This is a genomic window from Psychrobacter pulmonis, assembly GCF_904846465.1.
Lineage (GTDB): Bacteria > Pseudomonadota > Gammaproteobacteria > Pseudomonadales > Moraxellaceae > Psychrobacter > Psychrobacter faecalis.
Genome location: NZ_CAJHAT010000006.1, coordinates 152,328 through 174,465, shown reverse-complemented (window position 1 = coordinate 174,465; position 22,138 = coordinate 152,328). Strand labels below are relative to the sequence as shown.

The following is a 22,138-nucleotide window of genomic DNA, read 5'->3' as shown; positions in this document are numbered from 1 at the left end:
TTCCTTTAAAGACCACTGTAATGACGACCAAACTCCTGTTTATTTTGCTAAGCGGTCACATAGGCGCATTATTGTTCCACTTGGTTATGGTCAAGTAAAGAAAAAGTTATTCAATAATTACACAAATACCTACAAAAAAACCTGTGCTCAGTTAACCAAGCACAGGTCTTTAATGTTAGCTTCTAGAGTATTTTCACTCTTAGAATAAAGTATCGTCACAACAGTTGTATTTAATTACGGGTATCTAACTATATTTATACAAGTATTTGTTTTTATAACAAAATACTGAGGTCACAAGCTTACTCTTCAGTTTTCCAAGTATGCGTTAACTCTGCACCCTCACCACCATCCAAATCCGCATCGGCTTCTTCTGCTGTCAAGTTAGCGTTATCAGGGACTGCGGCTTGATTGACAGTACCCTCAGCAGTTGCGGTGCCAGATTCAGCAGCAACGACCGTACCATCAGTATCGGTTGGCGTTACCGTAGCATCCGCTGGTGTTGCAGTAGCAGCTGCGTCGGTATCGGCAGCTTCCGCTGTCGCAGCAGGCGCGGCTTCTGTAGCAGTTGCTTCTGTTTCAGCAGTCGCTTCGGTGCTCTCAGCAGTGATATGCTCGCCTGCTGGACGCAAATAGCCAGAAATGCCGATTAATAAGACGATACCTAAAAATAAGGCAACACCGCCTAAAGCAAATAGGAACTCTTTCTTGGGATTGTTTTCGACAATATGTTCTGACATACCTTATCCACCTTGCACAAAATATTTAAAATATTGGCCTATTATATCGCAATTTATATCGATTTGTGAAAACCCTTAACGATTTAAAGGGTTTATTAGCGAAAAAACTTACAACCAAAGCCTATGGGTATTTTTTTATTTGACCAAACGTCTCTGCGGGGTCGCACGCTTGCCAAGATAGCTTAATAATAGCAGAAGCGCAATAATGATTAAAATAGGATAATTACCCGCGCGCATATAAGGCGTATTGCCAACGCGTGCTTGCACATTTCCGCGTAAAACGGTGCGCTCAAACTGCGGTGCGCGCTTCACGATATGACCTTTATGGTCAATGATAGCCGTAACGCCAGTATTGGTGGCACGCATAAACCAGCGGCCGTTTTCAAGCGCGCGCATTTGTACCATTTGCAAATGCTGGAGCGGACCTGCCGAGCTACCAAACCACGCATCGTTAGAAATGGTCAATAAAAAGTCAGTATTGATGGCGTTTTTGCGCGTGGTGTCAGGATAGGCAACTTCATAGCAAACCGCGGCGCCCAAGTTATGACCACGCACGCGCAGCGGTGATTGATCGTCACTGCCGCGACTATAGCTCATGATATCTTGACTGCCAGCAAGGTTAGGCAAGATATCTAGCATGCCCTCAAAGGGGATATATTCGCCAAAGGGTACCAAACGCTGCTTTTTATATAGCCCTTCAGCGTCCGCACCTAAAGCAATGACACTATTATAAAACGGCGGGTATTTATCGGTCTTGGCATCAAAAGCTGCGGTATCTTTATATGGGATGCCAGTGACCCACGTGGTATCGGTTTCTTTGGCCACTTTGACCACTTCACTGATAAAACCTAGCGCTTCATCTTGAAACATGGGAATGGAAGACTCTGGCCACAAGATCATGTCGCTGCCCCATTCGGTACTGGACAGGGTGGCATAAATTTTTAGCGTTTCTACCTGATATTCGGTCAGCCATTTTAAATCTTGCGGAATATTCCCTTGGATTAATGATACCGACAAGTCAGGCGTGCCCTTTGGTTTTGTCCATTGCGGATTTAGCAGCCATAATGCGCAGCTGACAATAAGCAGCGCGGCAGTAGGAATCATATAACCGCCGCGGCGACGCAATAGCTCAACCAAACTTGCCGCCAATAATACTGCCACGAAAGACACCGCAAATACGCCAGCAACGGGCGCTAATGACGATAGCCAATACTGCTCGGTAAAGGCATAACCGACAAACAACCATGGAAAGCCGGTAAATAGCCAAGTTTTCATCCACTCTTGCAATACCCAAAGCGCAGCAAAGGATAACGGCTGCTTACCGACGACACGATTAAAAATCAGCGCCAAAAAGCCATGAAACAAGCCCATACCAAGGCCCATCAGCGCAATCATAATTAGCGCCAGCCACACTGGCGTATCGCCATAGACATGGATTGAGGTATACAGCCAAAACGCCCCGACGCACCAAAGCCCAGTACCATAAGCTTGACCGATAACAAAAGCACGCTTGCCCGTCATATCAGGCATCAGTAAGGCATACAAAATAGCAGGCGACACCAACGCCACCGGCCAAAAACCATACGGCGCGAGGGCAAAGATAAACACTGCGCCTGCCAGCCACGCAATCAATATAGTCAACACCAGCGGCAAGCCCTTGGGCTTATCGGGGTTTAGACGTTTTTGCAAATCAACAGTAGACAGACGCATAGCAGTTATCCAAAACCTTATTATTCAGTCGTTCAGAGCTTAAATATTAACTTTGTTTTATTCAGTTAGCGCTGGAATTGGTAGCCAATCGTTAGCTGCTCAATACAGCGCTCAAAAATTAAACCTGCCCATGATACCAGTCTAAATCAATCAATAGGTAACATTGCGTTGCAAAATACCGATTTTAAAAGCAAAAAAAACACGACCGCAATCGTGTTTTTTTATATTTAAATGCCGAGCTGATCTTTAAGTGCCAAGATTAAGTGATAAACATCAATAAATTAATGGCTACCTATTAATATTTGCTGGTCAGAATTGATTTTAGACAGCTCAAGATTTTGAATAAAGCGCCCTTCAACATCGGTAATAGTAATTTGCCAATCGTCTATCACCACGCTCTCCCCTTCCAAATCGCCAACATGACCGAGCGCTTGCATCACCAAACCGCCCATAGTATCAACATCGGTATCGTCAAAGTGGGCGCCAAGCTCATCGTTACAGTCTTCAATCACTGTCGATGCTTGCACGCGCCACGTATTTGGTCTTACAGGATCGGCGACGATATTATTGATATCACTGTCTTCATCGAAGTCATCATGCTCATCGACGATATCGCCGACGATTTCCTCGAGCAAATCTTCCATCGTTACCACGCCAGCAAAATTCCCAAACTCATCGACGACAATCGCCATATGCACTTGGGTGCGCTGTAATGAGCGTAGCAAAGTATCAGAGCGTGCCGTTTCGCTGATATAAAGCGGCTGACGCACCAAGTCTCGTAAACGTTGACTGTCAATTTTATCTTCTTGATCGCGCACCATGTGTACGAGGATGGGAATCAAATCTTTTGCCAATAAAATACCGATAACGGCATCATCATCTTGGCTATCAAAGACCGGATAGCGCGAGTGTGTGGTCTCAAGAATGATATCCATCACTTCAGCTAAGCTAGCGCTTTCGTGCAGCCCAACCACTTGCGGGCGCGGGGTCATGATTTCGCGAACTTGGGTGGCAGGCAAATCAAGGACGCCTTCCAACATGTCCACGGTATCGGGTTCTAAGAACTGGCGCGAGTCTTGCACCAAACGTATCAGTTCATCACGGGTTTCGGGGGCGGTCGATAGCCAGCGTTTTAAGCCGCGCATCGACCAACTACTCGGGCTTGGAGCGTCTTCGGACATGATGATGTGATTTAACCTCTTTAGTTAATAGCAGTAATCAAAGAAAATAGTAAATAGCAATTAAAATCTTAAACCTAAATGGGGATTAAAATAGTAAATAAAACAGCGACTTTATATTTAGGCAGTAGTCAAAATATTTAAATAAAGATCAAATTATCTATAAAAACCTATCATAACGATAAATGACAACTAGTAAGTATAGATAAAAATAGACCAGCCTAATAGGTTTCACTTTATCGCAAGGCTTACGGACATTCAACGACAAATTCACTCAAATTGTATTGTCAGTGTGTTGTGAACTTTGCTATGGTCAAAGCCTTCATTCCTCAAAGTCAAACCTATGTCGCTACGTGCCTTTTTTTCTCGCCTGCTCTCGCCGCTTTCAAACAGCAATCGCTTAGAGCATGGGGCAGCTTATGATCGCCAGCAAAAGCGGACTTGGCGCTATTACCTCGCGCAGGTTTTAATCGTTACTACGTTGCTACTATCTGCTATTTGGCTGTTAATGGCAATTTGGTATCAGTTTGGCATACGCTCACCAATTACTTGGCTTACAACCCTTATTATAATCGGCATTTTAGCCGCGCTGGCTAAGGCCGCTTATGCAACAGAAAGGCATTGGTCAAAAAGTCCAAAAAATCGAGGTAATCAGCCATTAAATAATTCAGCAGCGCCAGATAAAAAAGTAGCCGTTAAATGGCTCATCGGTTTATATGGCGCAGTTTGGTTTATCGGTTTGGGCTGTTTTTTTTCTATCGAGCCCAAACAAGAGCGCGACTGGATGGCGGAAGTCAGCGAAAGAGTTACTTATCGCCGTGATGCCAATAATCCTGACTTAGTCACGCTCACCAATGTGCGAAACTTTGATTGGCATACTGATAAAGAGGCGGCTGAACACTGGGGCACGCGCACGATAGATATGTCAAAACTCTCTGGCGTCGATGTGACCAACTCCTATTGGATGGGGCCGCTAATTGCGCATACTTTGGTCAGTTTCCGCTTTGAAGATGATAGACCGCTCGCCTTCTCATTTGAGATTCGTAAAGAAGAAGGCGAGTCGTTTTCGGCATTGGCAGGGTTTTTTAGGCGTTTTGAGCTGAGCCTGATTGCTGCCGAAGAGCGCGATATTATTTATACCCGTAGTAATGCTCGCGGCGAGCAAGTTTATCTGTTTCCGGTCAGCAATTTACAACAGCACGAGGTCAAGTCGTTATTTGAGTCTTACTTAACTGCCGCCGATGAATTGAACGCCAAACCAACTTGGTACAATACGTTGATTAGCAACTGTACCAATATTATCTTTTATATGGCACGTATTGTCAGTGGCGACCGTCTGCCATGGGATTACCGAATTTGGGTATCGGGCTGGCTACCAAACTACTTATACGACGTTGGCATGCTCGACGCCAACCCTGAAAAGGACGGTCAGCCTTGGTCAATGGATACATGGTACGAGCGCACCCATATCAATCCAAAGGTTCGCGGTTTTGATAATCTGGCAGGAACTAGCGCTATCAATAGTCGCGAGTTCTCCAAGCAAATTCGGCAGGATATTCCTATCCCGCCACTAGCAGATTCACAAGCCGATGCGGAAGCAAGTGCCAAATCTGCCGCGCAGGAATCTAAAGAATAGCTGAGGTTTTCGAAGAGGTGCAGCTACTCTCCAAAGCGGTATTGCGACGTTAAATCCATTGTTCATTAAGCATAAACATAGATTAAACCCTTTATAAAAAAAGTTAGGTTAAGGCTGGACCCAATTTACCACCCGCTCCTCCATCTCCTCATCTGTCATGCCAATCTCAGAAATACAGCGCCCTGCTACGCCAACAGTGGCAGCACGCATCTGCTGCTGAGTTGCCACCGCATCTCCCGTTAATAACAAATGCCAACTTGGCAAATCTTGTCCTTTATACAAGCGCTTATAAGCACAGTGTGACGGCAGCCACATCATCTGCGGCAAATTCTCCATAGTTAGCTGAATACAGTCCGGCACATGCTCTTGGCGTGTGGCGTAATGCTTGCAGTAACCGGTCGCGCAATCCATCAGCTGGCAGGTGACATCGGTATATTCAACCATTTCTGCTTCATGACTATGGTCATCGCTGACATTGTCATCGTCGATATACTTGATTAGGCAGCAGCTACCGCAACCATCGCATAGCGCTTCCCATTCGCTATGGTTTAGCTCTGACAGCGAAAAACGTGACCAAAACTGCGGACGCAATAGATCATTAGCATCGTTTTGGCTGTGAGGAAATAAGCGCACAGCAGATGGCGTCGCTGAATCTGAATCAGTTGTTGTTTTGGAATCTAGAGCGGATGCTAATTGAGATTCAGATTGATTGAGCAAATTGAGTGTCATAAAGTCGCCGTAGCATTTTGATAAAGAGCGTTACAGTATTATAGCTGTTTTTGGCGAACTTGGGCGTTAAGGTAGGAGAAGTGAATAAAAGAATGCAGCAAAATACGGACAGTTAACACTTATAAAACAAGCATTTATAAAGTAGTTATTTATAAAACAGCCATTTATAAAACACCCTTCATAACATAAAAAAGGACAATAATATGTCAATTAAGACCTTTGAATTAATCAGCACTACCGAAAACAACGTCGAGCTTATCAGCTATGTGGCGCTGCCAGAATCTGCCTCAGAGGACAATCCAGTAGCAGGTATTTTGGTGGCGCCAGAATGGTGGGGCGTGGTCGATCATCCAAAGTCCGTCGTTGAGCGCTTAGCAAAAGCAGGCTATGCAGCGGTGGCGATGGACGTTTACGGTGAAGGCAAGCTGACCAGCGATGCGTCGATGGCCAATATGTGGATGGAGCAAGTACTTGCTGATCAAGACATGCTAATGGCACGTTGCCGCTTAATACTCAATGACTTTGGTGACCAACTGGCGGTTAATCGCGATAACTTAGCGGCGATTGGTTATTGTTTTGGCGGTAAAGTGGTGCTCGATATGGCACGCGAAGGCATGCCATTAAAAGCCGTCGCAACTTTCCATGGCAATCCATCAGCAAAACAGCCAGCCGACAAGAACTTCAAAGCCAAAGTATTGGTCGCTCACGGCCGTGATGATTCGATGGTGTCAATGGAGGCAATCGAAGGTCTAAAATCAGAGCTAGATGCTGCCGATGTTGACTACACGATTGATGTCTATGACGGTGCTAAGCATGGCTTTACCAATCCGCATGCCGATGAACGCGCGGCCAAAAACGATGTTGACCTTGGCTACAACGAAACCGCTGCTAAGCAAAGCTGGGACAACATGCTTGAATTTATGAAAACCAATCTCGGTCAATAATTTTAAAAATATCATCAATCAAGTTGTATAAACGCTCACTATAACGAGTGTTAATACAAAGTATAAGACGAAAAACAGGGGTCACTTTCTCAGAAAGCGACCCCTGTTTTTCGTCATTATACACAATAACTACCATGACCAATCTTGTGCTTATGAGCAAATAACGTCATCATCACTCTATTATAAGTGGGATTGAGTAACGAGGATGTTATATCTATTGATAAATCAGCTGGGCTGGCTGGCTTTTATGGCTTTATTGATCGTGGTGTTCATACTATACGCCAGGATAAGCCAACAAATCAGACAGTTGCGTCATGATATGACAGCGCTACAAGCTGAGCTTAAACGGCAAGAAGAGGGCTTGATCACAGCAAAATCTTCTCACGCCGATATAAATAGCGATCAAGAAAGTCAATTTGCATCAGTGCCTGACACCTCTCCAACCTTGCGGTCATCAATGCCGCCACCGATACCGTTAGCAACAGTAGAATCGGTTACAGCCGCTGATCCTATTGCCGAACCCATAGAAAACCTCGGCGGCTTAAAGCCAAAACCGGAAGAATCGACAAAAACGAGAACCCCCGTTACAACGATAGAGCCAGACGAGCGCTCCTTGCCTATCGTCACCTCCATTATTCACTCTATGCAAAACTGGTTTTTTGGCGGCAACTTAGTAGTGCGCGTTGGGGTATTGGTGTTGCTCGTCGGGGTGGTGTTATTACTGCGCTTATTAAGTGACTATATTGAAATACCCATCGCCTTTAAACTCATTGCCATAGGCGTCCTCGGTTTAGGGTTAGCAGCTTTAGGATTAAAATTAGTAAAAAACCGCTTTGCTTACGGCATCACTTTGCAAGGCGCAGGATTGGCGATTGCTTATCTAACCACCTTTTTTGCCTATAGCGTTTATCAAGTGCTGGCAAGTCTACCAAGCTTTATAGGACTTGGTTTATTATCAGCACTTACCGTCGTTTTAGCCGTCCGTCAAAGCGCCTTTCCTTTGGCATTACTGGCATTATCGGGCGGCTTTTTTGCGCCTATATTGACCAGTCAGGATACAGGCAGCTTGACGGTTTTGTTTAGCTATTACTTATTACTAAACGTGACTATTGCAGTAATTGCTCATTATCGTCCGTGGAAAGTGCTCAATATTTTTGGGTCAGGAGTCACGTTTGGGCTGGCTTATTATTGGGGACTGACAGAGAACGTAACGGTAATTATTGATAATCAGCGTTGGTCATTGGTGGTACTGGTTGCCCTACATCTCATTCTGTATTTATTTGTGGTGATTCGCTACGCGCAACAAATCATTGCTTATAACGATGACAATGAAGCGATTATGAACGTGGCTAATGTTGAAGAACGACGTTCTAGCTATGTATTCCCTATCGATATTGGTCTGTTATTCTCCGTGCCGATATTGGCATTTGGCTTATTTTCTGCCTTATTGCAGGATATTCATCATGCGTTGACCATTGTTAGTGCTATTTTAGCGATGATTTATCTGGGTCTTGGTTGGCGTTTTATTAAACGCAGTCAGCGCTATGCTCTGATTACTGAAGGTATGCTGGCGTTAGGGTTTGGCTTTTTAGCATTAGTGATTCCGCTGGCACTTGATGCAGAATGGATTGCCTTTGGCTGGTCGGTACAAGGGCTAGCCTTGGTATGGTTTGGACGGCGCTCACTACGTGCATGGTCAGTATTGTTTGGGTTGTTATTGCAGCTGCTCAGTATCGCGATGCTGATGATAACTGTGGTCTTTACGATCAAAGATTATCCAACGTTGGCGTTGACGATTTCGGCGCTCAGCTATCTAGCTACGATGTTTATCTTACGCGCCAGCAACTCGCCTATTGATGACGCCAACAACCAGCTTAATGCCAATCATACGCTGACTGCCTATACTAAAGCTTTGGGCATTGGTGAACTCGCTACTAAGCAATGGCTTACCAGTATCAATAGCCAAAGTATGGCGTTTAACTTGATGTGGCGCAGTCCAAATTTGGGTCGCTTTTTAACCTTTACTGCAATGGTTTGGCTGCTGTATGTATTGGTGATTGATTTTGACCACTGGCTTGCCAGCCGGCGCTTAGCAACGACGGCGCTGCTAGGATTGGCCACCTTAACCAGCCTAGCTATTTATCAGGCAATCAATCACTATCATGCGTGGCGCGAGATTAGGCAGTTTAGCCATGGGTTATTGCTGCTATTTTATGCCGCACTACTGTTTCAACTGCCACAAAAGTATGAATTTGATCATCAATGGACAACCTTTCATTGGCCGATATTTATTGCCTTCTTCATAGGTTGGTTAGTCGTTGGGCAACTATGGTTAAAGTCATGGCATAAAGAATTGGAGTTAAAAAGTTTTGATAGCGCGAGCTGGCTTGGTGCTGGAATCATCCTGTTGGCAGAAGCTATGCATTATGGCTTGCCTGATTCAAAAGGCGTCATGACTATTTTGGTTCCGGTTGCCTTTATGCTGGCTGGATTATGGTGTACACAGCGTCATGCTATGGTTCAATACAATGATAAGCAATCACACTCGCAAACGGGAGCAGCGACCTCAGTATTTGCGCCTTATTGGTTTGATTGGCATCAGGCATTATTAGACAGTGCCAAAATATTTGTACCAATCACACTAGGTTGGGCTATTTTTACCAACTTCACTTACGATGGTATTATTTGGGAACTGCCCTACTTTCCTTTATTTAACTTATATGATGTGACGTTATGGCTGGTGGTGTTTTACGGCTTGGGCGTTTATTTACTCCGTCAGCCATATGGCATGAAATCGAGAAATCTATTAAGCGCCATTCCTAAAAACGATATGCTGTTAATTATCTTAGCGCTGATTAGTTTTTGGATAGGCTCTAGCATGTTAGTTAGAACGCTGCACGCATTTATCGGCACGCCGTTATGGACTGGCGGTTTATACGACGTGACAGGAGGCGCTTGGAATAGCGAGCAAGTACAAACGGGACTAACCATTTTATGGACGCTCATTGCTTTGGTCGCCACTATTATCGCCAGCCGCTATGGACAACGAACGCTATGGTTTATGGGCATTGGACTATTGGGAGTTGTGGTGTTAAAACTGGTCTTGGTTGATTTATCCCAGACCGAGGCGATTTGGCGAGTGATTTCCTTCCTTGGTGCGGGTAGCTTAATCTTGGTCATTGGTTATTTAGCGCCATTGCCACCAGCACGTGAGGATTTAACAGACGAGTTTGAATAATAGTCTGCTCTGTGCGTTACGTTAAATGAAATGTTAACGTGGTGACGCTGGTTGTGTAGTAAACTGAACACCATTAGAAAGTAGACGTTGATTGTCTTACTTTGAGCATTTTTTATAAAAGGTTAGTAAAGCAGATGGATAAGAGAGCAAGTATTCAGTGGTTCCCTGGGCATATGAACAAAGCCCGTAACGAAATCAAAGAAATCATGCCGCAGATGGACGTCGTCATTGAAGTGATTGACGCGCGTATTCCTTATAGTAGCGAAAACCCCATGGTTGCAGCATTACGCGGCGAAAAACCAGTCATTAAAATCTTAAATAAAGCCGATCTCGCTGATCCTGAATTGACCAAAGCGTGGATGGAATATCTTGAACAACAAGACGGCGTTAAAGCTATCGCTTGCGACAATAACAAAGCCGATGACGTCAAGCGTATCATTGCAATATGCAAATCCCTCGTACCCAATAAAGTCGGGACGGGACGTCAAATCAAAGCCATGATTATGGGTATTCCAAACGTTGGTAAATCAACCTTGATTAATACCTTAGCGGGGCGCGCGGTAGCTAGAACCGGTGATGAGCCAGCGGTGACCAAGTCACAGCAGCTGATCAAGCTTGACGATGACATCATGCTCTATGACACGCCTGGCATGCTGTGGCCAAAGGTTGAAAACGAAAACTCTGGCTATCGCTTGGCGGCGACCGGCGGTATTCGTGATACGGCGTTTGACTTCGCCGATGTGGCCAGTTATACCGCTGAGTATCTCATGCAAGCCTATCCTGAACTGCTAAAAACCCGCTATAAGATTGAAGAATTACCCAAGACCGATTGGGAGTTTTTTGAAATGGCGGGACGTAATCGCGGCTGCGTGCGCGCGGGCAATCAAGTCGATACCTACCGCATGTCTGAGATTTTGATTAACGAGTTACGTAGCGGCAAGCTTGGAAATATTACCCTCGAGACGCCAGAAATGACTGAAGCTGAAGAAATTGTGGTCGCTGAACAACGAGTCGCAGCCGAAGAGAAAAGAATCGCTAAAGAAGAAGAAAAACGTTTGCGTCGTTTAAAAACGCGGAAGAATCGTAAATAAATTGCATAAAGAATACTGGCTACTATGAATCCGTTAATACCCTCTGCTAAAACCATTCAGATTTATCTGCCAAAAGGTAATCCTCGCGGATTGCGCTTGGCAGAGATGACCACGCGTACGGTACGTTTGATTGAGATTCCGCGTATCCATATTGATGATTTTTTTGCGATGCCTGATGCCAATCAAGTAGGCTTATACTTTTTAATAGGTGAAACAGAAAATACCGATAAGCCGCTACTATATATCGGCCAGACTGGCGACCTAAGAAGACGGTTAAATCAACATGACGACAAAGACTTTTGGACGCGTGCCTTTGTCATGCTTTCAACCAATAATTCCATGACCCAAACCCATGCGCTGTATATGGAGCATAAAGCAATTGCCACTGCCCTTGACGTGGGGCGCTACGAGATTAAAAATGGTAATAGTGGTAATAAGCCGCATACACCCGACCCATTAAAAGCTGACTGCGAAGAGTTGTTTCACACCCTTGATGTTTTGCTATCAACCTTGGGGCAACCTATTTTTGAATCTTTAGCTATTCACGATAGCCTTTATAGCAATAAGACTGATGCACATAAACTGACCACAACCACTGATGTTAAAGTTGAAAAAGCAGCTGAAATACCTCCAACTAAACCTATCCCATTCCTGTTTTATTACAAGGTAAAAGATGGCGATGCACAAGGCTATTATGATGACGATGGCTTTGTAATATTAGCAGGCTCTTTAATTAGACAATCACAGGCAGCATCTGCGCCACCCTTTGTGACCAGATTAAAAGAGAGCTTGCTTAGTAGCGGCAAACTCATAGCGGTAAATGATACAAGCTATAAGCTCACTGAAAATCATTTATTTAAAACACCCAGTGGCGCTAGTGCATTGGTATCAGGTCGTTCGACCAACGGTTGGATTGAATGGAAAAATGCCGCAGGTCAAACTTTAGACAGCATCTATCGATAACGACTTTAATCCCAACATGCGATCCTCATATAACCCTCATACTTTTTGAATTGCTCGCCCATTGCTTATGACATCTATTACTTTTATCCATACCGAGACCAGCCTCGACTCCTTCGCCCCCCGCCTCCTCGATTGGTTCGCTGAAAACGGTCGCCACGATCTGCCGTGGCAACAGCACCAAACCGATACGCCCAATCCTTATATCGTTTGGCTATCAGAAGTCATGCTCCAGCAAACACAAGTAACCACGGTGCTGCCCTACTTTGCCCGTTTTATGGACAGCTTTCCCACGGTGCAAGATTTAGCCGCAGCAGAATGGGATATGGTGGCGGAACACTGGGCAGGACTTGGCTATTATGCGCGGGCGCGTAATCTGCATAAAGGCGCAAAGCAATTGGTTGCAGTGATTGATGAGACGGGCGACTTTCCACAGACGCTAGCAGGTTGGGAGGCGATTTCTGGCGTTGGCCCTTCGACCGCTGGGGCGATTATGGCAATGGGGCTACATCGTTATGGCGTGATCTGTGATGGTAATGTCAAACGCGTTCTCACCCGCTGGGCGGCTATCGATGGTGATATTACCAAGTCTGCGACGACCAAAGAGCTGTGGGCATTGGCGGAGCGTTTAACACCAAGAGAGAACTCAGGATTGTTTGCGCAAGCCATGATGGATATGGGTGCAACCTTATGTACGCGTAGCAAACCTGCTTGTCTATTGTGCCCATTACAAGATGATTGCTTAGCCCATGCGCAGGGTCGCGAAACCGATTATCCAGTCAAGGCCAAAAAACAGCCCAAACCCAGCAAAGTTAGCAATGCATTATTAATTAAAGATACGGACGGCAAAATACTGTGGCTACAGCGTCCTGATAATGGCATTTGGGGCGGATTGTGGAGTTTGCCTTTGCAATTTGTTGAGAAAATTGACGGTAAAGCTACTGCTAAAAATTCAAAAGCCAGCGATGATAAATCATTAAAAGTTGCTAGCAATGAAAAATTCTACGAAACAGAATTTACCACCGCTGAGCAAATTATCAATGAATGGTTGGATAAGCATAGTTTAGCAGCCGCGTCCATTAATAAAGCCTTAATTGATGAGGCGCCTATTAAACATTCATTAACTCATTTCCATTGGTATTTAACGCCGCAATCACTGACTTTAGCTAATGAGCAAGTGACTGATTTGACCAAAGCCTTGCAAGCGGCAGAAATTAATATTAACTGGTTAAATGCGAGTGATGCGCAGGCAACACTTGGATTACCACGAGCGATGGTTAAGATTTTAGAATAATAGGTTATTGCAACCAAATAAAACCCCTAAAAAAAGCGACTCAAAATATATTCTGAGTCGCTTTTTTCATTTATAACATACAAAAAACTAAGACAAAACTTAAGATTTGGGCACCCGCAAACGCATCAAGCCTTCTTGTTGTACCGTCGCGACCAATCGACCATCTTGCCAAAACTGACCGTGGTTTAAGCCTTTGGCATTAGATGTGGTGTCGCTCCACATGTCATATAGCAGCCAATTATTTAAATCAAAATCACGATGAAAATGCATCGAGTGATCAATACTCGCCGCTTGCAAGCCACTGGTCATAAAGCTGACCCCATGTGACATCAGCCCCGTACCGACCAAGTAAAAATCAGACGAAAACGCCAATAGTGCTTGCTGAATGGCCACAGGCTGCTTGCCAAGCTCACGGATACGCAGCCAGTTTGCTTGCTTGGGTTTCATCGGTTCTGGATGAATCGGATCACGCGGCTTAATCGGTTTAATCTCGACATGACGATGACGCATAAAGCGCGCTTTTAGGGCATCAGGAACCTTTCCAACATACTGCTCTTTTAAATCTTGCTCATCAAGCAAGTCTTCTGGCGGCGGATACACGGGCATATCTTCTTGATATTCCAAACCCTCTTCCATCGGTGAGAACGAAGCAATCATCGAAAATATCACTTGCTCGACAGGCGCTTTACCGCGCGCTTCTTTATACTGAATTGCCGTGACTTCACGTGCTGACAGGCTGCGACCATCACGCAGGCGGCGTACTTGGTAAATCACCGGCTGATTGATATCGCCGCCGCGCAAAAAATAACCATGCAGCGAATGACAAGGTTTGTCTTTATCGAGCGTATGCGATGCGGCCATAATTGCTTGCGCCAGCACTTGCCCGCCGAAAATACGACTGCCCACATAATCGTGGCTTTTACCTTCAAAAACATCAGGGCTGACTTCAATAAGCGCCACGGTAGCCAGCAGCTCATCGATCAGTTGCGGATAATCAGACATGACGATAGGTTTCCTTATTTTGATCAATCACACCAAGCATTGAGATATAAGCACTCAAGGGTCAAGCGTATCAATACGATACGGCTTAAGCCAATGCGGCGTTTTAATTTAAAATAATATATATAGTAGGTTCATTTTAAAACTGTTATAGCATGGCTATTATAGTTTGCGATAAACAACCAGATAACGCTGAGAATACCAAATAAATAGCCAGTAAAATGATTAGCAATCGCTCATTATAAAGCGAAAAGCCAATCATCTTAGCGAATATTAAAGATTTTGACTAGGCAGTCGCCGCCTCACGAGTCGGTTTAACGCTTTATTAGCTTAGCAATAATGGGCAAGCAACGACTTAAGTATGCTAACTAAGCCTGTAAACATAAATAAAAAACGAGATGATGAGACACCTCGTTTTTTATTTGACTTTATATTATGGTTTTACAGCGACCAGCACGCGAATAGAGTCTGGTACCAGCGATAAATTGCCTAGTGCTTGCTCGCCTTGGGCTTTTAGTTGCTCTAGGCGTTCAATCTCTTCTGGGCGCACGTTAGGGTTAATCGTTTGCAGATGCTTTAGGCGTTTGATTTCACGTGACCACTGCTGGCTAAAGCGCGCGCTTGCCTGTTCACCAATGTCTTCTAGCTGCTGACGGGCAATATCTTCGGCTTCATAATAACGCTGCTCAATCACATCGCCACGTACCTTAATCACTTGGCGAGCGCGGTTTTTATCCAAGCGCTCGATATGCGGCATAATCATATCGCTGCTAATACGCGCGGATAAATCACTGCCCTGCTCACTGATAAACACACGAATATTTTGCGTCGGCAAGGTAGCAGGCAGATTAAGCAATCTTGGCGCAATCGCTTCAACGCGGAAATTCACTTCTAGCAGCACCATACCTTGTGGAACGGCGGCACTCTTTAGCATCGCAACGGTGGTATTCCCAAAAGTGCTGGTACTTGCCAGCTCGTAAATCGCGCGCATCAATGGATGCTCATGGGTGATAAATTCGATATCTTCACGCTGCAGCGCTTGCTTACGCTCAAAGGTCAGCGTCATACCATCTTCGTCACCGAGCGGCAGACCGTCGATATAATCGCTAATTTCCGTGCTATCAATCGGCGCAATCACCCATGAACCATCGCGCTGGATATTGTGGTCGATATTGGCGGAAGCAAAGAAGCGCTCGATAAATTGCGGCAATAGATTATGTTTATCAAAATCATGCATGGCATCTGCAATACGCCCAGCAACGCGCGGACGGCATGAGTTGTACTCAAGTAAGCGATCGCGACCAGCTTGTAGCTGTGCTTCGAGTCCCAAGCGCGTTTGCTGTGCTTCTTCGATAATCTCCTGCAAAGTGGTGCGGTTAGCGTCGGTATCCGCGCCTTCAAGCAGCGGCTTTAACTCTTGGATATACTGCTCTTGTACGCTTTGCGCCGTTGGAGAAATCTGATTAAACATATTGAGCGCGTCGTTATACCAGCGGTACAGTCGCTCTTGCGCCGTCCCTTGTACATAAGGAACGTGCAGCATAATTTGCTGTGTCTGCCCGATACGATCTAGGCGACCGATACGCTGCTCTAACGTATCTGGATTGGCAGGCAGGTCCCACAGTATCAGCTGGCTGGCAAACTGGAAGTTACGACCTTCTGAACCAATCTCTGAACATAATAATATCTGCGCGCCTTCACTATCAGCAAAGAACGCCGCCGCTTGGTCACGCTCAAGTAAGGTCATCTGCTCGGTAAAGATGGCGGTTTTAATACCAGCATGCAGGCGCAATACCGCCTCTAAACTTTCAACCGTCGCCCCACTACGAGCAATCAGTAATACTTTTTTATGCTTAAGCTCACCCTTCAAAATATCAATCAACCACGGCACCCGCGGATCATCCTCTAGCCAGCCGCCATCGGGTTGATTTTCTTCGCCCCAAAGCTGCTCGCGCAATTTACCCTTGGTTTGATAGCTATCTACCCATGCTTCAGGTAGCGGCAACGGATACGGCTGGCTGCTACGACCATAAAAACCTTTGACACTCTCACGGGTATTACGGAATAAAATACGCCCCGTACCATGACGGTCAAGGAGTTCATTGAGCGCATAAGTACGCAGTTTTTCGTCGTCATTAATGTTTACTAATTCATCGATACTAATAGTAAGCAGTTGACTTAACGCCGCAATTTGACCATCACTTAACGGCTTATCTTCGATTAAGACACTCGCAACCGCTGCGGTTTCGGCAAAGGCTTCTTGACCATCGATAAACTCATCCAAATCATCAAAGCGATCGGGGTCTAATAAACGCAAACGGGCAAAGTGACTTTGTGCGCCAAGTTGCTCAGGCGTCGCGGTTAATAGCATCACACCCGGTGTTTCTTCAGCGAAATCAGCAATCAAATCATATTTATCATTGCCACCTTGCGCTTCATCCCAATGCAGGTGATGCGCCTCATCAACGACCAATAAATCAAAGCCCGCTTCCATCGCTTGATCGTACAAATCAGGATGATCGAGCAATAAATCCATGCCGGCAATGATACATTGCTCAGTAGCAAAGACGTTTTGCTCAGGGTCGTGCTCTTTAATCGCAGCAGTACGTACCAAATCAAACAAGGCAAAGTTTAGGTTAAAACGGCGACGCAGCTCGATCATCCACTGATACTGCAAACTGTCTGGTACAAGAATTAGGACGCGCTCAGCTTTGCCAGTCAGTAGCTGCTGATGAATAATCAGACCTGCTTCAATGGTCTTACCCAAGCCAACTTCGTCAGCAAGCAAGACACGCGGGGCGATACGTTTACCGACTTCATGGGCAATATACAGCTGATGCTCGATGATATCGACACGTGCGCCCATCAAGCCTTTGAGCGGATGACCCGCTAGCGCTGATTGCATACGCAAGATATCTTGACGCAGCTCATACCAATCCCCGCGCTCAATACGACCAGCCAGCAAACGCTCAAGCGGCTTAGCCAGCGTGATATTAGCCGCCAAACGGGTTTCCATAATGCCGCGCTCATGCTCATCAACACTGTATTTGAGCACGCCCATCACTTCTTCGACCGCGGTTACGGTATAGCTATTACCGGCTTGGTCAGAAATACTATCACCTTCTTTGAACACCACGCGCGATAACGGCGCAGAATTTTTGGCGTAGACGCGGGTCTCTTCACTTTGCGGAAATAAGATATGTACACAGCGGTCATCGACGTCGATGACCACACCCAAGCCAAGCTCAGACTCCGTATCAGATAAATAACGTTGACCAACGGCAAATTCGGTGCTGTGCAATGAAGCGATAGAGATAGTCATAAGGCGATGTCTTTTGTACTCAGATGATAAGAAAATAGATAGTTAATGAATCAAGCCACAATCATACAAACAATCACGCAAGGATTTAGTCAATTAATAGCTCAAACTCATTAATAAGTTGCTGGTCATTGAAGCTATCAGCAACGCCCAACTTGTCAGCTAGGTCGATGGATAAAACAGACCATTATATAACGTTAGCGCCTAGATGAGTGCGTTAAGTTAACTTTTCAAGAGCACTTTTTGGCAAGATTATTGCAATTGTTTGGCAAGAATATTGCAATACTGCGCTTAAGTAACTTTTTAGAAATCCATATATAACGACTCACAAGTAAAGAAAAAGGCTCGCTACTATGCCCTAAACATTGTTATCATAAAATTGTTTCTATATTGTTAATATATGCAATTTAACATTTCTTATTGTTATTGAAGCTATGTTAACCATTACCCCCTTTTAGATTTTCCAAATGATATAAAAAATTTATTCAAAAAATTTAACTATCAAGTCTTAAAACACAAAATTTCGGCAACCTCCTACTTAATACTGTCCTTTTTAAGACCGTTAAGTAAGCCAAATAGTGTTTTTCATAGTCGTTTAAGTTATGAATTAACCGTAAATACTTTAATACTAGTTATATATCTAGATATTTAACTGAGTGATAATCTTAAAAACTTTGCCCCAATACTCAAATCCCATTTTCGTAAGGCTTACGTATCACCACATCATCGATTGCTCACAGCAAATAGCATCAGTAGTCTTTATAGACAGTCTGCTTTGTGGTCACGTTTATCCAAGGACAATCCCCTCATGAGTGCCTCCAAAAAAGTTGGCTTTTTTAACCAAGTCAGTACCCAAGTGACGACCATTCTATTTATGGCTTTTGTGGTCGTACTAGCCGTTGTTGTGTATGTTGTTGATAAAGAAGGTCATGAAAAAATTCGCCTTGAATCGGCAAAACTGGTCGCTGAGCGTGGTAATACCGCGGTCAATAGTATCTCAGCCGATATCAATCGCGTGATGCGCAGTGCCTTGTTATTGCAGCAAAGCGCGCAGACTTTGCCGCCACAAGAAGCGATTTTGCAAGCCAGTACCGCCAATGCTTTTGATAAGCGCGATTATAACTTATTAGGTAGTGGCGGCATTTGGCCAGAAAAAGGCGCACTGGGCGCCAATACCGCCACCCATCCATTTTTGATGGTGCGTCAAAACGGCGATTATCAAGCGGTACTCAGCGACCCAAACCCTGCCAATCCTTATTATCAAGAAGACTGGTTTAGCGTTTTGAAATTGCTCAAACCTGAAAGCTGTATTTGGAACCATGTCCGCGCCAGCCAAACCAAAGGCGAGCTGGCGATGAGTTGCGGTGTCGCCATCGAGCGTGACAACCAGTTCTGGGGTGCCAGTACCGTCAACTTTACCCTCAACCAGCTGCAAGAAAACATCGTTAAGCTCAGCGAAAGCTCAGGCTCAGGTTATATTTTACTGCTCGATAACAGTGACAAAGTTATCGCCTCCTCTAATCCTGAGCGCTTAAGCTATATCGACGAAGCCACCGGCACACCGCTCGATATCAAGCAAGTTATCAACGCTGACCCTGCTTGGAATCCGGTACTAAACTTCTTGGAGATGCAGCGTAAAGAGACTATCGAGCGCGTTGCCGCTAGCGTATCGCCGCAAGTCCAGCAGGTATTGACCACGCTTGATAAAGCCGAAACCGGTACGTCAAAAGGCTATTATCTCGTCAACTACGCCGCTTATCTAAACAACGGTGAAAATAAGCAAAACGCGATGGACAGCCGTTTATTGCAGAGCTTTGAGTTAGAAAAAGACAGCTACTATAACGGCAGCCAAGCGTACGTATTTGAGATTCCTGAAACTTATTGGAAACTTATCGTCGTCCAGCCTGATGCTGAAATTAACGCCATCGCTGACAATCTAAGTAAAAATCTGATTAACTGGATTGCCCTCGCGCTACTTATCACCGCGGGTTTGATTTACTTTATGCTCACTTATTTAGCGTTTAAACCGTTAAAAGAAACCACCGATAAAATCTCGCAAGCGGAAAACCTGATTAATGATAAGCAATACAATAAGCTAAGTGAGGTTAAATTCACCGAAGGTCGCAACGAGATTGGGCTGGTAAATGGCTCTATTAATGACCTCCTAGACCGTATCCAATCTAACGAAGGTAAGCTTGCCAATATTAATCAGCAGCTAGAGATTAAAGTTGAAGAGCGTACCGCTGAGCTACAAGAGACGCTAAAAGAGCTGAAAAACTCTCAGCTGCAATTGATCCGTTCAGAAAAAATGGCAACCTTGGGTCAAATGGTGGCGGGCGTCGCTCATGAGGTTAATACGCCATTATCTTATGTGCAAAACAACCTTGAGATTATCGGTCAGTTGACTGAGCAATACGAAGAGTTGATTGAGTTGGTACAAGGGTTAAAAGCCGCTAAAACTGATGCCGCTACTGATGGCAAAATTGATAAGTTATTGGCTGATATCGTCCGTGCGTCGGATGAAATCCAAGAAGATGATTTGTCCACTGAGCTTAAAGAGCTGATTAAAGACTCACTCTTTGGTGTCGAGCAAATCACCGAGATGGTCCTAAACCTACGTAACTTTGCCCGTCTTGATGAGTCAAAAGTGAAAACCATCGATGTGCGCGAATGTATCGAAGCGTCATTGAAAATCGCTGGCAACTCTATCAGACATCAAGAGATTGTCACTGATTTTGCGCCGACGCCTGAAATTAAATGCTCGCCGTCACAGATTAATCAGGTGCTAGTGAACTTGCTTAATAACGCCGCGCAAGCCATGGGCGAAAAACCAGATGGCAAAATCGAAGTGCGAACGCGCGCCGATGACAGTCATGTCTATATCGATGTCAGCGACAATGGTAAAGGCATGAGCGCCGAGGTACTTAACCAAATCTTTGAGCCGTTCTTTACCACTAAGGGTGCGGGCGAAGGAACCGGTCTTGGGATGGCCATCAGTCAGCAGATTATGGAGCAGCATAATGGCGACATTAAAGCGGTTTCAACCGAAGGCGTTGGCACTACCTTTACCTTAACGCTACCGATTGATAATGATTTAACCGAACAAAGCCTAGCAGCATAAATGCTAGGTTCTGGTGTTCGTTTTGTTGTGAGCTCAATTGCTATTTAAATGATTATATAAAACTATCGTACTATTATTCATCATAAGGAAATCATCATGAATGAACTTGACCATGAAATGGAAACCTCTGGCGACGAGCTAGGGTCTGGACCAAAACCGAAGTTGGCGTTTATCGACGATGAACAACGTATTTTACGTTCGATGAAACTGCTGTTTCGTAAAACGCATGACGTTTTTATCACCACTGACCCGACTGAATATATCGACTATATCAAAAATAACCATGTACACGTGGCGGTCAGCGACCAACGTATGCCTGAGCGCGTGGGTGTCGATATCTTGCGTGAAGTCAAAGAAGTGTCGCCGTCTACCATGCGGATTTTATTGACCGGTTATGCTGATTTAAACGCGATTATTGGCTCTATTAACGATGGTGAGATTTATCGTTATTTGACCAAACCTTGTAAATCTGAAGAACTGCTCGCCGTCGTCGGTCGCGCCACCGAAATCGCGTTGACTTATAATCCAGATGAGGACGCGGAGCAATTTGATAGCTCGGGTAAAAAGCAGACACTGTTGGTCATCGATGAAACCGACGAGCTGATTGAGCAAATAAGCAAGCAGTTCTCGCATAGCTATAGAGTCCTGCACGCAGAAGGCTTAGAAGAAGCTTACGATTATTTGGCCAATGAAGATATCGGCGTGTGTATTACCGACATCAATGTCAGCGGCGAAAATATCGCGCCGATTATCTTCACCTTAAAACAAGATGCGCCGCACTTGGTGGTCTTGGTACAGACGGAATTTCAGGATGCGGGCTTGCTCATTGATTTGATTAATAAAGGTCAGGTTTATCGCTGCTTACCGAAGCCCATGCGTGCCAGCCTACTTGAGATTAGCGTCAACCGTGCTTTCCAGCATCATGCAAAACTCAAAGCCAGCCCTGAGTTGGTTAAGCGTTATGAAGTCGAGCACGACCCTGAAAACGATGTACGTATTGATTTAAGCAGTCGCGTTCGAAGTCTGATTGGCAAATTGCGCAAGCGTTTTTCTTTATAAAACGAAAAACGATATAAGCACAAGAACTCCTGTCGCATAAAATAAAACCTCTATTTCAATTGAAGTAGAGGTTTTTTACTGCACGCTTTTCGATAAGGTTTTTGACGCGTTTTTTGACTAAGC

General features: G+C 44.9%; 14 protein-coding genes. 8 read left to right on the top strand and 6 right to left on the bottom strand.

What is annotated here, in order from left to right; translation table 11 throughout:
- Positions 1-299: 299 nt before the first annotated feature.
- The 3 genes from JMX70_RS11040 to JMX70_RS11030 all read right to left on the bottom strand — a co-directional run bounded on the left by JMX70_RS11040 (position 300) and on the right by JMX70_RS11030 (position 3,628).
- On the bottom strand, positions 300-737 hold the full coding sequence (locus tag JMX70_RS11040; RefSeq protein ID WP_191692235.1) for a hypothetical protein: 438 nt from the start codon (positions 735-737) through the stop codon (positions 300-302).
- Between the two features lie 135 nt (positions 738-872).
- Positions 873-2,447, bottom strand: a complete 1,575-nt coding sequence (lnt, locus tag JMX70_RS11035) for an apolipoprotein N-acyltransferase (RefSeq protein ID WP_191692233.1) — start codon at positions 2,445-2,447, stop codon at positions 873-875.
- 281 nt (positions 2,448-2,728) lie between these two features.
- Positions 2,729-3,628: an HlyC/CorC family transporter gene (locus JMX70_RS11030; RefSeq protein WP_191692231.1), complete on the bottom strand. Its 900-nt coding sequence runs from the start codon at positions 3,626-3,628 to the stop codon at positions 2,729-2,731.
- Positions 3,629-3,968: 340 nt separating this feature from the next.
- Between JMX70_RS11030 and JMX70_RS11025 the strand changes: the two genes are divergently transcribed.
- Positions 3,969-5,261 (top strand): Lnb N-terminal periplasmic domain-containing protein, encoded by a 1,293-nt coding sequence (locus tag JMX70_RS11025; protein WP_201592087.1) that lies wholly within the window; start codon positions 3,969-3,971, stop codon positions 5,259-5,261.
- Positions 5,262-5,369: 108 nt separating this feature from the next.
- On the opposite strand, the gene JMX70_RS11020 is transcribed toward JMX70_RS11025, so the two are convergent.
- Complete coding sequence (locus JMX70_RS11020; RefSeq protein ID WP_201592084.1) at positions 5,370-5,990, bottom strand: YcgN family cysteine cluster protein; 621 nt, start codon at positions 5,988-5,990, stop codon at positions 5,370-5,372.
- Between the two features lie 203 nt (positions 5,991-6,193).
- Here JMX70_RS11020 and JMX70_RS11015 point away from each other — a divergent pair, with 203 nt between their 5' ends.
- From JMX70_RS11015 to mutY, 5 genes are all read left to right on the top strand, one after another.
- The gene (locus tag JMX70_RS11015) at positions 6,194-6,934 is read left to right on the top strand and encodes a dienelactone hydrolase family protein (RefSeq protein WP_144297661.1); all 741 of its coding nucleotides are present in this window, start codon (positions 6,194-6,196) and stop codon (positions 6,932-6,934) included.
- Between the two features lie 247 nt (positions 6,935-7,181).
- Positions 7,182-10,172 carry a DUF2339 domain-containing protein gene (locus JMX70_RS11010; protein ID WP_227671251.1) on the top strand — a complete coding sequence of 997 codons (2,991 nt, stop codon included), beginning with the start codon at positions 7,182-7,184 and terminating at the stop codon, positions 10,170-10,172.
- Between the two features lie 134 nt (positions 10,173-10,306).
- Entirely contained in the window at positions 10,307-11,263 is a 957-nt protein-coding gene (gene ylqF, locus JMX70_RS11005; protein WP_201592078.1) for a ribosome biogenesis GTPase YlqF, read from the top strand.
- A 24-nt stretch (positions 11,264-11,287) separates the two neighbouring features.
- The gene (locus JMX70_RS11000) at positions 11,288-12,226 is read left to right on the top strand and encodes a GIY-YIG nuclease family protein (RefSeq protein WP_201592075.1); all 939 of its coding nucleotides are present in this window, start codon (positions 11,288-11,290) and stop codon (positions 12,224-12,226) included.
- 67 nt (positions 12,227-12,293) lie between these two features.
- Positions 12,294-13,517, top strand: coding sequence for an A/G-specific adenine glycosylase (gene mutY / locus JMX70_RS10995; RefSeq protein WP_201592073.1), 1,224 nt, complete (start codon positions 12,294-12,296; stop codon positions 13,515-13,517).
- A 99-nt stretch (positions 13,518-13,616) separates the two neighbouring features.
- Here mutY and JMX70_RS10990 read toward each other — a convergent pair whose 3' ends face one another.
- Together JMX70_RS10990 and rapA are read right to left on the bottom strand one after the other, a co-directional pair.
- Positions 13,617-14,519 carry an acyl-CoA thioesterase gene (locus tag JMX70_RS10990; RefSeq protein ID WP_201592070.1) on the bottom strand — a complete coding sequence of 301 codons (903 nt, stop codon included), beginning with the start codon at positions 14,517-14,519 and terminating at the stop codon, positions 13,617-13,619.
- A gap of 430 nt (positions 14,520-14,949) precedes the next feature.
- A complete protein-coding gene (gene rapA, locus JMX70_RS10985; protein WP_201592067.1) occupies positions 14,950-17,838 on the bottom strand; it encodes an RNA polymerase-associated protein RapA in 2,889 nt (962 codons plus the stop codon).
- 805 nt (positions 17,839-18,643) lie between these two features.
- On the opposite strand from rapA, the gene JMX70_RS10980 reads away from it, so the two are divergent.
- Entirely contained in the window at positions 18,644-20,956 is a 2,313-nt protein-coding gene (locus tag JMX70_RS10980) for a sensor histidine kinase (RefSeq protein WP_201592064.1), read from the top strand.
- A gap of 96 nt (positions 20,957-21,052) precedes the next feature.
- Positions 21,053-22,015 (top strand): response regulator, encoded by a 963-nt coding sequence (locus JMX70_RS10975; protein ID WP_201592061.1) that lies wholly within the window; start codon positions 21,053-21,055, stop codon positions 22,013-22,015.
- Positions 22,016-22,138 lie beyond the last annotated feature (123 nt).